Origin of the sequence: Nocardia cyriacigeorgica, assembly GCF_010858045.1 — a bacterium.
GTDB classification, from domain to species: domain Bacteria; phylum Actinomycetota; class Actinomycetes; order Mycobacteriales; family Mycobacteriaceae; genus Nocardia; species Nocardia cyriacigeorgica_E.
The window spans coordinates 153,514-169,501 of the sequence record NZ_JAAGVC010000010.1 but is presented as its reverse complement, the minus strand read 5'-3'; the positions used below and the strand labels follow the sequence as shown (position 1 = coordinate 169,501).

General features: G+C 67.2%; 13 protein-coding genes, 1 tRNA gene and 1 pseudogene. 3 read left to right on the top strand and 12 right to left on the bottom strand.

From position 1 onward, the window contains the following. Positions 1–441: pseudogene (locus GV790_RS30745) on the bottom strand (hypothetical protein); the annotation flags it as partial. 98 nt (positions 442–539) lie between these two features. On the opposite strand from GV790_RS30745, the gene GV790_RS12835 reads away from it, so the two are divergent. The 3 genes from GV790_RS12835 (at position 540) to GV790_RS12825 (ending at position 2,284) form a co-directional block, all read left to right on the top strand. After that, entirely contained in the window at positions 540–1,301 is a 762-nt protein-coding gene (locus GV790_RS12835; protein WP_163813569.1) for a lysophospholipid acyltransferase family protein, read from the top strand. Between the two features lie 23 nt (positions 1,302–1,324). Next, positions 1,325–2,107, top strand: a complete 783-nt coding sequence (locus tag GV790_RS12830; protein ID WP_163813568.1) for a lysophospholipid acyltransferase family protein — start codon at positions 1,325–1,327, stop codon at positions 2,105–2,107. A gap of 104 nt (positions 2,108–2,211) precedes the next feature. Continuing rightward, positions 2,212–2,284, top strand: a tRNA-Gly gene (locus GV790_RS12825). A gap of 67 nt (positions 2,285–2,351) precedes the next feature. Here the strand turns inward: GV790_RS12825 and GV790_RS12820 are convergent. The 11 genes from GV790_RS12820 to GV790_RS12770 all read right to left on the bottom strand — a co-directional run bounded on the left by GV790_RS12820 (position 2,352) and on the right by GV790_RS12770 (position 15,978). Next, on the bottom strand, positions 2,352–4,604 hold the full coding sequence (locus GV790_RS12820) for a heavy metal translocating P-type ATPase (RefSeq protein ID WP_163813567.1): 2,253 nt from the start codon (positions 4,602–4,604) through the stop codon (positions 2,352–2,354). Between the two features lie 70 nt (positions 4,605–4,674). Then, positions 4,675–5,613: a hypothetical protein gene (locus tag GV790_RS12815; protein WP_163813566.1), complete on the bottom strand. Its 939-nt coding sequence runs from the start codon at positions 5,611–5,613 to the stop codon at positions 4,675–4,677. A gap of 54 nt (positions 5,614–5,667) precedes the next feature. Then, positions 5,668–5,871, bottom strand: coding sequence for a heavy-metal-associated domain-containing protein (locus tag GV790_RS12810; RefSeq protein ID WP_163813565.1), 204 nt, complete (start codon positions 5,869–5,871; stop codon positions 5,668–5,670). 72 nt (positions 5,872–5,943) lie between these two features. Further along, positions 5,944–7,362, bottom strand: a complete 1,419-nt coding sequence (locus GV790_RS12805; RefSeq protein WP_163813564.1) for an MFS transporter — start codon at positions 7,360–7,362, stop codon at positions 5,944–5,946. Between the two features lie 166 nt (positions 7,363–7,528). After that, positions 7,529–8,245, bottom strand: a complete 717-nt coding sequence (locus GV790_RS12800; protein WP_256673244.1) for a sterol desaturase family protein — start codon at positions 8,243–8,245, stop codon at positions 7,529–7,531. Next, complete coding sequence (locus tag GV790_RS12795; protein WP_163813563.1) at positions 8,242–8,991, bottom strand: FadR/GntR family transcriptional regulator; 750 nt, start codon at positions 8,989–8,991, stop codon at positions 8,242–8,244. The genes GV790_RS12800 and GV790_RS12795 overlap by 4 nt, the downstream gene beginning before the upstream one ends. Positions 8,992–9,101: 110 nt before the next feature. After that, the gene (locus tag GV790_RS12790) at positions 9,102–9,770 is read right to left on the bottom strand and encodes a hypothetical protein (protein WP_309138995.1); all 669 of its coding nucleotides are present in this window, start codon (positions 9,768–9,770) and stop codon (positions 9,102–9,104) included. Further along, on the bottom strand, positions 9,767–11,446 hold the full coding sequence (locus GV790_RS12785; RefSeq protein ID WP_163813562.1) for an ABC transporter family substrate-binding protein: 1,680 nt from the start codon (positions 11,444–11,446) through the stop codon (positions 9,767–9,769). The genes GV790_RS12790 and GV790_RS12785 overlap by 4 nt, the downstream gene beginning before the upstream one ends. A 47-nt stretch (positions 11,447–11,493) precedes the next feature. Continuing rightward, positions 11,494–13,170, bottom strand: a complete 1,677-nt coding sequence (locus tag GV790_RS12780; protein ID WP_163813561.1) for an ABC transporter family substrate-binding protein — start codon at positions 13,168–13,170, stop codon at positions 11,494–11,496. A 10-nt stretch (positions 13,171–13,180) separates the two neighbouring features. After that, the gene (locus tag GV790_RS12775) at positions 13,181–15,064 is read right to left on the bottom strand and encodes an ABC transporter ATP-binding protein (protein WP_163813560.1); all 1,884 of its coding nucleotides are present in this window, start codon (positions 15,062–15,064) and stop codon (positions 13,181–13,183) included. Further along, positions 15,061–15,978, bottom strand: coding sequence for an ABC transporter permease (locus GV790_RS12770; protein ID WP_163813559.1), 918 nt, complete (start codon positions 15,976–15,978; stop codon positions 15,061–15,063). The genes GV790_RS12775 and GV790_RS12770 overlap by 4 nt, the downstream gene beginning before the upstream one ends. Positions 15,979–15,988: the final 10 nt, after the last annotated feature.

The following is a 15,988-nucleotide window of genomic DNA, read 5'->3' as shown; positions in this document are numbered from 1 at the left end:
CGATCCCGGCCGACGCACCCCCGGTCGGTGCGGTCCCCGGGGTGCCAGAAGCGGCGCCCGCGGGGCGTCGTTCGGTGCCGCGGCCATTGCCGGCGGGGTCCGGTCCGGGATCGCCGCGGGTGGGGTCGTCGCGGTGATGGAATTGCTGCCGGACGGATCGTCGCCGGGTATGCCCGATGCCGAATCGCATCCGGCCAGCAGTGCCGCGCCGGCAATGGCCGCGGCACCGAACGACGCCCGGCGGGAGCTGCTCCGCCGCTGGTCCGGGTGCTGCGGCGGCGTCGCGCCACGGTGCCCGCCGGTCATCGGATGGGCGCCGACCGGTCCGCCGGAACGCTCGGCACCACCCGGATCGCTCGCCCGCCGTACGGCGCTCGCATCCTGCGCGACGTTGCGGATGTCCTGCGATTCGGGCTCGGCGCGGTCCACTTCGGAGATCACCTTTCCTCGTGCGTGACTGGGGTCGATCACCCTTGCCTACGGCGCGCAATACCGCCGCACTGCCGGATCGGCCGGGCAGCGACTACGCTAGCGGAATTGTGGAACCCGTCTACCGGACGATCATCGGCCTGGCCCGAACCGTCTTCTTCGTTGAAGGTCTGAAGTTCACCGTCACCGGCGATGAACACATCCCTGCGTCCGGTGGTGCCGTCTTGGCGGTGAACCACACCGGATACATGGACTTCACCTATGCCGGACTTCCGGTGCGCACGCCCAAGCGCTATATCCGGTTCATGGCCAAGAAAGAGGTCTTCGACAACAAGATCTCCGGCCCGATCATGCGGGCGCTCAAGCATATTCCGGTCGATCGGTCCGCCGGCGCCGATTCCTACAAGGCCGCCGTCGACTATCTGCGGCGCGGTGAGCTGGTCGGGGTGTACCCGGAGGCGACGATCAGCCGCAGCTTCGAGATCAAGGAATTCAAATCCGGCGCCGCCCGCATGGCCATCGAGGCCGATGTGCCGATCATTCCGATCGTCATCTGGGGTGCGCAGCGGGTGTGGACCAAGGGTTTCCCGAAGCGGCTCGGCCGCACCAACACTCCGATCTCCATCGCCGTCGGCGAACCCATCCAGCCCTATGAACCCGCTGCCGAACTCACCGCGCAGCTGCGTTCCACCATGCAGCGCATGCTGCTCGAGGTGCAGCGCGACTACGAGCACGAACCCGGCGCGTACTGGGTGCCGGCACGGCTCGGTGGCAGCGCGCCGACGCTGGAGGAGGCCGACGCGATGGACGCCGCCGAGGCCGCGGAGAAGGCCGCCGCGCGGGCCGCGCGCAAGAACGCCGCTCAGCAGTAGGTCGACCACAGGGGGTTTGCCGGATGGCTCGTGAACCGGTCTACGACATCCTCACCGGTTTGGTGCGCACAGTGCTCTGGGCGCAGGGATTGCGGATCGATATTCGCGGTCAGGAGCTGTTTCCGCGCAGCGGTGGCGGTGTGGTCGCGGTGAATCACACCGCTTACCTCGATTTCATGGAAGTCGGTCTGGTCGGCCGTAATTCGGGTCGCAATGTGCGGTACATGATGAAAGCCGAACTCGAACACGGGATCGTCGGCTTTCTGATGAAGCATTGCAAGGCGATCGGCGTCGACCGGTCGGCCGGTGCCGAATCCTTCGCCCGCGCTGTCGATGCGCTGCGCGCGGGTGAACTGGTGGTCGTCTATCCCGAGGCCACCATCAGCCGCAGCTTCGAGTTGAAGGAATTCAAATCCGGGGCGGCCAGGATGGCCATCGAGGCGGATGTGCCGATCATTCCGCTGGCCATCTGGGGCGCCCAGCGCATCTGGACCAAAGATATCCCGAAACGATTGGGTCGCAATAACTTCCCGATCAATATCCGGATCGGGCCCCCGATCCCGCCGATGGGCACACCCGATGAACTGACCGCGCGGTTGCGTACCGAACTCGGCGTCCAGCTCGCCGCCGCGCAGGACGGGTACCCGGCACCGGCCGGTGCGCCATGGGTGCCCGCCCGGCTCGGTGGCGGTGCACCGACGCTGGAGCGCGCGGCGGAACTGGAGCGCGCCGAGCTGGCCGCCCGCCGGGCCGAGCGCGCGGCGACGCGACGCCCGGCAGCTGACCCGGCCCCTGAACCCGAGTAGGACAGCGAAGCAACAGCTGGTGACGAGCCGGTTTGGCACCCGGCGCCGCTTCCGGCTAAAGTTTGGCGTCGCACGATGGCGGATCACCGCCGACGCGGCGATATGCGGATGTAGCGCAGCTGGTAGCGCATCACCTTGCCAAGGTGAGGGTCGCGGGTTCGAATCCCGTCATCCGCTCTCTTCACAGACCACGAAACAACGGGCGGGACGGCCGATCAGCCGTCCCGCCCGTTGCTTTGTGCCGTTACCGCGCGGTGGACCGGAAATTGCGCAACCGCAGGCTGTTGCTCACCACGAACACCGAGGAGAACGCCATCGCCGCGCCCGCGAGCATCGGATTCAGCAGGCCCGCCATGGCCAGCGGAATCGCGGCCACGTTGTAGGCGAAGGCCCAGAACAGATTGCCCTTGATGGTGGCCAGCGTCCGCCGCGACAGCCGGATGGCATCCGCCGCCGCACGCAGATCACCGCGCACCAGCGTCAGATCACTGGCCTCGATGGCGACATCGGTGCCGGTGCCCATCGCCAGACCGAGATCGGCCTGGGCCAGCGCGGCCGCATCGTTGACGCCGTCGCCGACCATGGCGACCACCTTGCCCTCGGCCTGCAACCGCTTGACGGTCTCGACCTTGTCCTGCGGCAGCACCTCCGCGATCACCTCGTCGATGCCCACCTGGTCGCCGATCGCGCGGGCGGCGGCGGCATTGTCGCCGGTCAACATGATCGGGGTCAGGCCGAGCGCACGCAGCTGAGTGATCGCCTGCGCGGAGGTCGGCTTCACCGCATCCGCCACCACGAGCACCCCGCGCGCCTTACCGTCCCAGCCGATCGCGACCGCGGTCTTGCCCTCGGCCTCGGCGGCCGCCATGGCGCGTTCGAGTTCGGCGTCGAGCTGCTGCGACCAGTCGGCGAGCAACCGGGCCCGGCCGACGATCACCGCGTGACCGTCCACCACACCCTGAACGCCGAGGCCCTCGATATTCGCGAAACCCTCGACCGGCTTCAGTTCGCCGAGCTTGTCCCGTGCGCCCTTGGCGATGGCCTGGGCGATGGGGTGTTCGGAAGAATCCTCCAGCGCACCGGCCAGGGCCAGCACCTCGTCGGTAGCCTCACCGTCGGCCGCGATGACGTCGAGCAGGGTCATCTTGCCGGTGGTGACGGTGCCGGTCTTGTCCAGCACCACGGTGTCCACGCGACGGGTGGATTCGAGCACCTCCGGTCCCTTGATCAGGATGCCGAGCTGGGCGCCGCGCCCGGTGCCGACCATCAGCGCGGTCGGCGTGGCCAGGCCGAGGGCGCACGGGCAGGCGATGATCAGCACGGCCACCGCCGCGGTGAACGCCGCCGCGATCGCGCCGCCGGTGCCGAGCCAGAAGCCGAGGGTGGCCACCGACAGGGCGATGACGATCGGCACGAAGATGCCGGAGATCTTGTCCGCCAGCCGCTGGGCCTGCGCCTTACCGGTCTGTGCGTCCTCGACCAGCTTGGCCATCTGGGCGAGCTGGGTGTCGGAGCCGATGCGGGTGGCGCGCACCACGATCCGCCCGCCGACGTTGACGGTCGCGCCGACCACGGCGTCGTCGGTGCCCACTTCGACCGGCACCGATTCGCCGGTCAGCATGGACGCGTCCACCGCCGAGGACCCCTCGACGATCACGCCGTCGGTGGCGATCTTCTCGCCGGGGCGCACCACGAACCGGTCCCCGACGGTCAACTCCTCCACTGGAATCCGCTGCTCGACGCCGTCGCGCAGCACCGAAACCTCTTTGGCGCCGAGCTCGAGCAGTGCCCGCAGGGCAGCACCGGCCCGTCGCTTCGACCTGGCCTCGAAGAAGCGTCCGGCCAGGATGAAGGTGGTCACGCCGGCCGCGGCCTCGAGGTAGATGCTGCCGGAACCGTCCATCCGCGAGATGGTGAACTCGAACGGGTGGGTCATCCCCGGCGTACCGGCGGTGCCCCAGAACAGCGCGTAGATCGACCAGCCGAACGCGGCCAGCGTGCCGATGGATACCAGCGTGTCCATGGTGGCGGTGGCGTGCCGCAGGTTGGTCCACGCCGCCTTGTGGAACGGCAGCGCGCCCCACACCACGACCGGAGCGGCCAGCGTCAGCGACAGCCACTGCCAGTTGGTGAACTGCAGGGCCGGGATCATCGCCATGGCGATCACCGGGACGGTCAGCACCAGCGAGACCAGCAGCCGGGTCCGCAGCGAGGCGGTCGGATCCTCCTCCACCGGTTCGGCGGCGGCCGCTTCCACCTTCGGCGCGGGCAGGGCGGCGGTGTAGCCGGCCTGCTCGACGGTGGCGATCAGATCGTCGGGGGAGATGTCGCCGGTGAAGTCGACGCGCGCCTTCTCGGTCGCGTAGTTCACCGTCGCGGTGACGCCGTCGAGTTTGTTCAGCTTCTTCTCGATGCGGTTGGCGCAGGACGCGCAGGTCATGCCACCGATCACCAATTCGACCTGCCCGGTGGCGGGTGGTTGTGTCGCGGTGGTCATGGGTCGCTCCGTTTCTCTGGTGCTCAGTAAATTGTCGCTCGGTGCGAGGTCGGTGGGTTCGGGGGCCGGGTCAGTGTCCGTGGCCGGGCTGTTCGGCGCCGTGGCCCGCGTCCGGCGCGGCGGTCGTCGAGGCCGGGCCCGCGGTCGCGGTGAACTCGGCGGTCCGCACCACGCCCTCGTGCTGGAAATCCAGGAACAGCCGGTAATCGCCGGTGGTCGGGGCCGTCACGAAGAAGGTGATGCCGGGGCCGGCCGCGGTGACACCGTCGCCGGGCTCACCTTCGGGGTGGACGTGCAGGTAGGCGAGGTCGGCGGCGCGCAGGGCGACCAGGTGACCATACGCACCGAGGTAGGGCTGCAGGTCGGTGACCGGCTGCCCGTTGCGGCTCACCGTCAGCGTGACCTTCGAGGCCCGGCCCGGCGTGACCGCGCCGTCCAGCGTGACGGTGTAGTCGCCGACCGTGGTGCTGGTCGCCGGGGCGGGCAGCGGCTGCACGTCGTACTGGCCCGCGACCCGCAGGTCGGCGCCGAGGGTCAGGGCTTCGCCACCTTCGGGCGTGAAGTCGGCGTAGACCCGGTAATCGCCGGCCCGGGAGAGGTTCAGCGCAACACTCCAGGTGCCGTTCGCGTCGAGAACCGGGTGCACGTGCTGGAAGGCGGCCATATCGCGGCGGACCACGATCAGGTGCAGGTCCTTGTCGTGTGAGCGGACGTAGCGGGTGACCGGTGCGCCCGTCGCGTCCAGGATGCGGAACCGCAGCTGGGCGTCGGCGGTGGTGGTGGTCGTCGCGTTGTCCAGGGCCAGTGTGTAGCCGGCTTCGGTGGCGACCAGCCCACCCGGAAGCTCCGCGGAGCCGGATCCGCCGGTGCTGGCGGATCCGGTCGCGTGGGCATCGTGCCCGGCCGGTTCGGAGGGTTCCGGACCGACCGCGGCGCCGACACCGAGAGCGATCCCGAAGACCGCCGCGAGGCCGAGGGCGAATCCGGCGAACTTGGTGGTTGTGTTCATCGGGAGGCTCCGTCTTTCTGTTGATTCGATGCGGTGGATTGCTGTGGATGGATTTCAGTCGGCCAGTTGGAAGCCGGCCGCGGCGACGGCCTCCGCCAGCGCCGTCCGTTCGACTGGTGCGCCGTCGACGGTGACCGTGCCGCTGTCCAGGTCGACGGCGACGTCGGTGACGCCGGGCAGGGCGCCGACCTTGTCGCGGACTTTGTTGACGCAGCAGCCGCAGGTCATCCCGGTGACGGTCGCGGTGGTGGTGCTCATCGAGTGCTCTCCTTCTCGGTGACGGACTGTCCGTCGAACGTGGTTACTACCATACCCCCCTAGGGTAACTTGTCAATCCGCTGTGGCCACCTCCTGCTGCGCCGGCGAGCGCATGGTGACGGCCGCGATACCCGCGCCTGCCAGGGCGATCACGGCGGCACCGAGGAAGGCCGCGGAGAAGCCGTTGGTCAGTTCCGGCAGATCGCCGAGCTGGTCGGCGCCGAATGCGGCGGCCACGGCGGTCATCGCGGCCAGGCCGATCGCCGAGCCCACCTGGTAGCTGACGTTCACGATGCCCGAGGCCAGCCCGCCCTCCTCGGGGCGCGCGGCGGAGATGGCGGTACCCAACGAGGGTATGAAGGCCAGCGACATGCCACCCGCGGCCACCAGCGAGGCCGGCAGCACGTCGACCCAGAAGTTGCCGGTCGGGCGCACCAGCGACATGATCGCCAGGCCGATGCCGAGGATCAGCAGGCCGGTCACGATCATCGGCTTGGCGCCGAAGCGCTGCATCGCCCGCGGTGCGATGACGATCATGCCGAGCATGATCAGCGTCGTCATCGGCAGCAGCGCGGCGCCCGAGGGGAACGCGCTGTAGCCGAGCACCTGCTGCAGGTAGAGGTTCAGGAAGAACCACATCGGCACCCAGGCCGCGCCGAGCAGCAACTGCGCGATATTCGCGGCGGCCAGGTTCGGTGCGCGGAAGATGCCGAGCCGCATCAGCGGTTCACTGCTGCGCGACTGGAGGTAGACGAAGCCCGCCAGTAGCGCGGCCGCCACGGCCAGCACACCCCAGGTCTGCCCCGAGGCCCAGCCGACCTCCGGCGCCTGCACGATCGCGTAGACCGCCGCGGCCAGACCCGCGGTGACGGTGACCGCGCCGAGCACATCCACCGATCCCGATCGTGCCGGGGCGGCGGGCATGAGCAGCGGAACGGCGATCAGGGCCAGGATCGCGATCGGCACGTTGATGTAGAAAACCCAAGGCCAACTGATGTATTCGGTGATCACGCCACCCAGGAACACGCCGGCCGTGCCACCTGCCGGCGCCGCCGCGCCGTAGACGGCCAGCGCCTTGGTGAGTTCCTGCGGCGACGAGCCGAACAGCATCATCAGCAGGGTCAAGGCCGAGGGCGCGATGAGCGCCGCGCCGCCGCCCTGGATGGCCCGGCCCGCCAGTTCGGTCGCCACGTTGCCCGCGGCACCGGCGACCACCGATCCGGCCAGCAGCACCACCCAGCCCGCGGCGAATACCCGGCGCGCGCCGAGCAGATCCGAGAGCCTGCCGCCGAGCAGTAGCAAACCGCCGAAGGCGATCACGTAGGCGTTGAACACCCAGGTGAGATTTTCCTGGGAGAACCCGAGCTCGGCCTGCATCTTCGGCAGCGCGATCCCGATGATCGAGGTGTCCATGATGACCATGAACTGCGCGGCGGCGATCACCGCCAGCGCCCACCACCGTTTCGTGGTGGATCTGGTCTGCGTAGTCATGAGAAGTCCCTTCCCTTCCGGAAGCCGTATCGACTGCGCAGTACCATACCCCCCTAAGGTATCCATCCGTCAAGATCGGAACACGAAAAAGCGCCGGCACCTCTCGAAGGTGCCGGCGCGGCGGTGGCTGTTCGGTAGCCGGAACCGGTCCGCTACCTGCGGTGACTCAGGTCGCGTGCAGGTGACGCGCGGTCGGGGAGGTCGGGGTTCGCGACGGGTCGGGCGCGGTACCGAACAGCCGGTCGGCGGTGCCCGAGGTGGTGACGGTGAACCAGTAATGCTCGTTCTTGTAGTGGTGGTGCCGGTGATTGCGCCAGATGGCCCGGTAGAGCGAGTGTTTCGGCTTGTAGTCGGTGTGGATGAGGTAGTGGGTCCACTCGTAGCCGAGGCCGAGCGCGGTGATGGTGAGCAGGAACGTCAGCCCGAGGCCGAGGCGCGGAAAGGCCAGCAGGGCAATCGCGACCAGCACCACCACCAGCACGGTCAGCGTTTTCGTCGGGATGAAGATCAGCGGGATATCGCGCGGATCCACATGGTGCTCACGGTGTTTGCGGGCCAGCTCGCTGTCGATCGGGATCGGGCCGAGTGTGCGTGGGCGCCAATGCAGCACGGTCACATGCACGACCCATTCGAAGATCGGGAAGACCGCGAGCATGACCGCAGGCACCAGCGCGTCGGTCGGCTGCCAGTCGCCGACGATGATCCGGCCGGTCAGCGCCGCGAGCAGGGTGAGGCCGATCAACCAGGGCGAGGGATGCCGGACGAACTCACGGGCCGCCGCGCCGAGGGTGAGCCCGCGACGCAGCGCGCGTTCATCGCGGCGCACCTTGGCGCGCGCGGTGGCCTCGATCGATGCCGGTTCTGGGGGTTGAGCTGTGGTCATGATGATTCCCGTGGTAGTGCTCGATGTCCGTCGAGGACGCTGATCAGAGCAGTGGTCGCCGGCTCGAGCAATGCTCGCGCTCGTTCGGCGGCCTGCTGCGGCCTGCCCGCCACGACGGCGTCGGCCAGTTCTCGATACCCCGCCACATTGCCCACCTCAGCGGACATGATCGGGGCAAGCGCCGCGAGCGCAGGCTCATACGCGGCCCGCAGCATGTTGTTCATCAGCCGGAACACGATCGAATCGGCGGCGTCGACGAGGTGATCCCAGAACTCCAGCGCGATCCGCTGCTGCGCGATCGGATCCGATTCCGACTCGGAAATGGAATCCACCAGGCCTGTCAGGGTTTTCGCCAGTTCCGTGGCATCTTCCTCGGCGATCCTGGCGGCCGCGAGCTCGGCGACCTTCGGCCCGTTGTGCAGCCGCGCCTCCAGAATGCTGCGGGCAACCGCCGGATCCAGCGCGCCCGCCCGCACCAGCAGCCGAGGCAACACCTCGAGCCCGGCCCCGCGCCGATAATCCAGCACCGTCGTCGCATCCCCCTGCCGCACCGCCACCAGCCCCGCCGCCGACAACCGCTGCAACGCCTCCCGCACCGCGGGCCGTGACACCCCCAACGCCTCCGCCAACTGCCGCTCGCTGGGCAACGCCGTCCCCGGCGCCAACTCCCCACTCAGCACATCGTCGGCGATCTGCTCGAACACATCCGCCGACACCGACCGCTTCACCACCGGTTGCAACGCCATGAGCCCACTCTGCGGCAGAAAGGTCAGGAGGTCAAGTGGTCAGACCAATTTCCTTGGCCGCAGGAGTCCGCGAACGCCCGCCGGAATTCGCCGCGATGACCTGCGGATCGTCAGCTCGGGTCGGAGCCGCGGATCGCCGAGAGCCAGGTGGCGGTGACGGCGGCGACGCAGGTGGCGGCGGTGAAGGCGGGGATACCGCCGCCATCGATGTAGATCCAGAACAGGCCGGCGAAGGGAGCTGCGACCACCGATTGCGCGTCCAGCAGCAGCCGCCGCAGGGGTGACGCCGCCGCTCGCGCCTGGGTGACGCCGTCCGGGTCAGGGCGCGATGGATTGTCGATCAGGCGGCCCGGCGGTTCGGTGTCGCGTACCCGGCCGGACGGGAAGAGCCGAACCTCACCCAACCGGACCGAACGTTCCCCGAGTTCGGCCGTCGCCTCGACCAACGTGATCAGTGCCGGATCGAAATACACCGGCAGCCAGCACGTCCGGCGCCCGTGCGTGAACTCCAGCCACGACCGGCTGACCAGCCGATGCTGCTGACGCACCCGCTTCACCGCAAGCGTCTCGTCCGCACCCACCCCGCTCCCGAGCCACCCCAGCGCCCGCGCGACGCGGACCCCCGAATACCCAACGATCCCCACCGCCACCGCCGCCAGCGCACTGAGCTGGTCCACATCGGCGAACGGCGCCCACGCGGTGATGACCGCGAGGGCGCCGAACGTGACGGTGAGCGGATAGGCCAGGGGATGTTCGGTCCGGCCTGATCCGGGAATCACTTCAGGAAGCCGATTTTCGTGTAGTCCAGAGAGGCGAGGCCCGCGGCACCGAAATTGGCGAGATCGGCGCGTACCCCGACGTTTCCTGCCGACTGGAACAGCGGAAGCGAATGCCCTTCCTGCCAGACCTGCTGGTCGACCTGGTTCGCCAGCTCGATCGCCTTCTTCGGGTCGAGCTCCGAAATCGTCTGCTCGATCAGAGCGTTCAGTTCGGGCGAGCCGATGCGGCCATAGTTGCCCTGCAAATCTTCCGGGTTGTAGCTGTAGATCTGGTTCAGGCTGCTGAGCGGGAACGGGTCACCGACCCACACCCACAGTCCGACATCGAAATTACCGGGCTGGATGACGTCGGTGAAGAATCCACGGCCCGGTTTGGTTTCGATATTCATCTTGACGCCGATCTGGGCGAGATTCTGCTGCATGATCTGTGCGATCTGCACCCAGGTGTCGTCGTTGTACATGACATTGCGGATCTCGAGCTTGCGGCCGTCCTTTTCCCGGACGTCGCCATTGAGCTTCCACCCGAGTTCGTCGAGTTCGCGCGCGGCGGCTTCCGGATCGAACGGCAGGCTGTTGTCCTGGTAGCCGACCTGCCCCTGCAAGTAGATGTGGTTGTTCAACGGTTTGGGGTCCTGCACCAGCCCGTTCTGTACAGCAGTAGCAATGCCCTGGCGGTCGATGCCCTTGGCGATCGCGACGCGCAGTTTCGGGTCTTCGAGGATGGAACCCGGTGCACCATTGAAGGTCAGATGCGACCAACTGTTGCCCGGTGCGCGGCGGATCGCCACACCCTCGGTATTGCGGGCCGTTTCCATGTCGTCGCGGGTGGCGAGGCCGACGGCGTCGAGTTCATTGTTCGCCAGGGCAGGAACGTAGGCCGAGCTGTCGAGCACCGAGAAGGTGATGGTGTCCAGAACCGGCTTGTCACCCCACCAGTTCGGGTTGCGGCCGAGCACGATACGACCCTGCCCCCGGTCGGTGGACTGCACCATGAACGGCCCCGCGGTCACTTTGATCTCGTCGACGAGGCTGTGGTTGAACGCCTCGGGAGTCGCGGTAACCGATTTCGGGTAAAGGAACTGATTGCCGGCGAATTGTCCGCGCCAATCGGCGAAGTGCTTGTTGAAGGTGATGATCGCCTGTCGGTCGTCTACGCCCCGCTCTACCTTCTCCACCCGGTCGAAGCCCATCGTGCTCGCGATCAGGAAGCTTTTGTCCCTTCCGCTGAGCGCGTTGGCCTGGGAAGCGATGTCTTCCCAGGTGATCGGGGTGCCATCGGACCAGACGGCCTTCGGGTTGATGGTGTAGACCACCGTCTGCGGATTGGTATTGGTGAGCTGGATATCGGTGAAGTAATCGGTATTGATCGACAGTTCGCCCGCGGCATCGATCTTGTAGGCCCGCGGCATCATCGGCCGCTCGATCGCGCCGATGTCGTACTCGTTGCCGTCATTGGACAGCGTGTTCCAGTTCGCCGGGTACGACGAGACCGCGAGTCGCAGATTCCCGCCCGGCCGGAGCTCGCTCACATCGTGCGGATTGATGTCGTTGGTGGCGCCCACCTCGGCGACTGCGCCTTCCGGCGCATCGCTGTCGTTCGACGCACAACCAGCCGCGATGAGGCTGAACGCGAGCAGTGGAACCGCGACTCGTCTGCGCAGCAACCGATTCCTCATGATCTGACCTTCCTGCTCGATCGTGCGTGACCGGAGCGAACGCGCCCTCACTTCAAGAACCCGATTTTCGTGTAGTCGTAGGACGCGAGTCCGGGAGCGCCGTAATTGGCGAGATCCGCGCGGACCGCGACGTTACCCGCCGACTGGACCAGCGGCAGCGAGAAACCGATCTCGAACAGCTTGCGATCGATCTCGTTCGCGATCTGGATGGCCTTCTGCGGGTCGAGTTCGGCCAGGGCCTTGTCGATGAGGTCGTTGATTTCCGGTGAGCCGATGCGACCGTAGTTGCCTTGGAGATCGTTCGGGTCGTAGCGGTAGACCTGCGGGAGGTTCTTCAGCGCGAAGACATCGCTCGACCACACCCATTGCCCGGCATCGAAATTTCCGGGCTGGAATACGTCGGTGAACAGGCCCTGACCTGGCCGGGTGTCGATGATGAGTTCGACGCCGATCTGCGCGAGGTTCTGCTGGATGATCTGGGCGATCTGCACCCAGCTCTGCGCGTTGTACATGACGTCGCGGATGGTGAGCCTGCGGCCGTCCTTCTCCCGGAACTCACCGTTGAGCTTCCACCCGAGTTCGTCGAGTTCGCGCGCCGCGGCTTCCGGATCGAACGGCAGGCTGTTGTCCTGATAGCCCACCTGCCCCTGCACGTACACATGGTTGTTGAGTGGTTGAGGATTCGCCACGAGACCGTTCTGCATGGCGACCGCAATACCCTTGCGGTCGATAGCCTTCGAAATCGCGACCCGTACCCGCGGGTCTTCCAAATTCGAGCCCGGCGCACCATTGAAGGTCAGGTGCGACCAGCTGTTGCCCGGCGCACGCCGGATCTGCACACCGGGGGTGCTCTGCGCGGTGCGCATATCGTCGATACTGGCGATACCGACCGCATCGATCTCATTGTTCTGCAAGGCCGGGATCACCGCCTCGCTCGCCAGCACGGTAAAGGTGATGGTGTCGAGCTTGGGGGTCTCGCCCCACCATTTCGGATTACGACCGAGCACGACCCGGCCTTGCGCTTTGTCCACGGACTGGATGATGAACGGGCCCGCCGAAAGGCCGAGACCGTCGAGCTGACTCTTGTTGAAAGCCTCGGGCGTGCTGGTCACCGAGGCGGGCAGCAGGAATGCCTCACCCGCGAACTGGCCCTGCCAATCGGCGTAATGCTCCTTGAAGGTGATGATCGCCTGACGATCGTCGACGCCGCGCTCCACCTTCTCGACCCGGTCGAAACCGAATGTCATCTTGATCAGGTATTCGGGGTTCTCCCCACTCAGAGCCGCGGCCTGCGACCGCATATCCTCCCAGGTGATCGGCGTCCCGTCGGACCAGACAGCTTCGGGATTGATGGTGTAGACGACCCGCTGCGGATCGGTGTCCGTGAGTTCGACGCTGGTGAAGTAGTCGGTATTGACCGAAAGCTCACCCGAGGCGCTGGTGTGGAACGCACGGGGCATCAGCGGACGTTCGACCGCGCTGACCTCGCCGTCGGAGTCGATGTGCAGCGCGTTCCACTGCTCGGGAAATGAACTCAACGCCAGTCGCAGGTTTCCGCCGTCGCGCAGCTCGGAGACATCGCGCGGATTGATGTCGTTGGAGGTCCCGAGCGCGGCGACCTCGGCGCCCGGTGCCGGGTCATCCGAACTCGAGCATCCGGACAGGACCAGACCGGTCGCGACGGCCGCAACGGCCACACGTATACCGAGCGAGTGGATCCGCACGGCAAACCTCCTATCGGCTCACGACGGGTTCGGGCACCGCGTCGATCAAAGTCCGGGTGTACTCGTGTTCAGGGTTGCCGAAGATCTGTTCCGCCGGTCCGGATTCGACGATCTTGCCGCGGTACATGACCGCGATGTCGTGGGCCAGGTTGCGGACCACCGACAGGTCGTGGGAGACGAACAGGTAGGACAGGCCGCGTTCGGTTTGCAGGTCGCGTAGCAGGTTCAGGACGCCGGCCTGAATGGAGACGTCGAGGGAGGAGACCGGTTCGTCGAGGACGAGCAGTTCCGGGTCGAGGGCGAGGGCGCGGGCGATGCTGATGCGTTGTTTCTGGCCGCCGGAGAAGTCGGCGGGGTAGCGGTCGGCGTGTTCGGGGCGCAGACCCACCTGTTCGAGCAGTTGCGGTACCCGGCGGGCGATTTCGGCGCGCGGGCGGCCATCGATGCGCAGCGGTTCGGCGATGGCGTCGTGGATGGGCAGGCGCGGATCGAGAGACGCGGTGGGGTCCTGGAAGACGATCTGCATCTTGCGGCGGATCTCGCGTTTGCGGGCCTTGGTCAGGGTCGCGACGTCGGTGCCGAGGATTTCGATGCGGCCGGCTTCGGGGCGCACCAGATCCAGGATCTGGGTGAGGGTGGTGGATTTCCCGGAACCGGATTCGCCCACCAGCGCCAGCGTCCGGCCCTTGCGGACTTCGAAGCTGATGCCGTCGACGGCGCGCACTTCGCCCGTGCGCCGGCGCAACACCACACCCGAGGTGATCGGGAAGGTTTTCACCAGGTCGGTCACCCGCAACACCACGTCGGGTTCGGTGTCGGCGATCTGCTCCGGCTCGCTGATCTCGCGGCGGTAGGCCTCGAACAGCTCCGCCGAACCCACCTCCGAGGTGCGGATGCAGGCGGCGGAATGCCCGGGTCCGGTGCGTTCCAGTGGTGGTTCGGCGGCGCGGCAGTCGTCGATGGAGATGGGGCAGCGCGGGGCGAACGAGCAGCCCGGCGGCAGGGCGTGCATGGCGGGCGGCGCGCCGACGATCGGGATGAGCGGGGCGCGGGCCGGGCCGTCCATGCGGGGGATGGAGCCGAGCAGACCCACCGTGTACGGCATCCGGGGGGTGTTGAACAGCTCTGCGGTGGCGGCGGTTTCGACGATTCTGCCGGCGTACATGACCGCGACCCGGTCGGCGAGGGTGGCGGCGATGCCCATGTCGTGGGTGATCATGATGACGCCCGCGCCGGTGATGTCGCGAGCCTTGCGCAGCAGGTTGAGGATCTGCTTCTGCACGGTGACGTCGAGCGCGGTCGTCGGTTCGTCGCAGATGATCAGCGCCGGATCGTTGGCGATCGCCATCGCGATCACCACCCGCTGGCGCATACCGCCGGAGAATTCGTGCGGGAACGCCTTCGCGCGCACTTCCGGGTCGGGAATGCCCACCAGATCGAGCAGTTCGACGGCCCGCTTCGCGGCGTCGGCCTTGTTCATCGCGCCGTGCGCCAGCAGCGCCTCGGCGATCTGATCGCCCACCCGGTACACCGGGGTCAACGCCGAGAGCGGGTCTTGGAAGACCATGCTGATCGAGCTGCCGCGCAGCTTGGACAGCTGCTTGTCGCCCAGCCCCAGCAGCTCACGTCCGCGCAGCCGGATCGAACCGTTGATCCTGGCCTGCTCGGGCAGCAGGCCCATCACCGCCAGCGACGACACCGACTTGCCCGAACCGGATTCGCCGACGATCGCCAGCACTTCCCGGTCGTTGACGGTGTAGCTCACCCCGCGCACGGCATCGACGCGGCCCTCTTCGCTGGGAAAGGAGACGCGCAGGTCGGTCACTTCGAGCAGCGGCGCGGCGGCGGACTTCTCCGGCGGCGTCTGCGCGACGGACGTGGTGTCAGTACTCATGCCTTCGCCTTCCGCGACCTGGCCCGCTTCGCACTCGGATCGAATGCGTCGCGCAGCCCGTCACCCACCAGATTCGCGCACAACACCGTGATGATCAGCAGCCCACCGGCGAACAGGAACAGCCACGGGTAGGTCAGCGCGGATTTGGTGCCAGAGGCGATCAGCGAGCCGAGCGAGACATCCGGCGGCTGCACACCGAAGCCGAGGAAGCTGAGCCCGGTCTCGGCCATGATCGATGCGCCGACGGTGAGGGTGGTGTCGATGATCAGGATCGAGGCGATGTTCGGCACGATATGGCTGAGGATCACCGTGCGCGTGGGTGCGCCCATATATCGTGCGGCGCGGACGAATTCGCGTTCGCGCAGGCTCAACGTCAACCCGCGCACGATCCGCGCGCTGATCATCCAGCCGAACAGCGCCAGCAGCAGGATCAGCAGCAGAATCGAGCCGCTGCCCTTCGTGCGCGGGGCGAACAGGGCGATGATGATGAAGCTCGGCACCACGAGCAGCAGATCGACGAACCACATGATGGCCCGGTCGGTCCAGCCGCCGAGCAGTCCGGCGATGGAACCGGCGAGTGCGGCGATGGTGGTGGAGATGATGGCCACGCAGAACCCGATGATCAGCGATTTCTGGAGGCCGCGCAGCGTCTGCGCGAGCACGTCCTGGCCGATCTGGGTGGTGCCGAACGGATGCTCCGGGCTCGGCGGTTTCAGCAGCGCCGTGTAATCGAGCTGCTGGTAGTCGTAGGGCAGAAACGGCGGCAGCGCGAAACTCACGATGAACAACAGCACCAGGATGACCGCGCCGGCCACGGCGGGTTTGTTGCGCAGGAAACGGCGCCATACCAGCTTGCGTCGCCCGGTCGCGGCGACCTCGGGGGCGCCCTGGACGATGATCTCGGCTTCGGTCACGCTGCCCCCA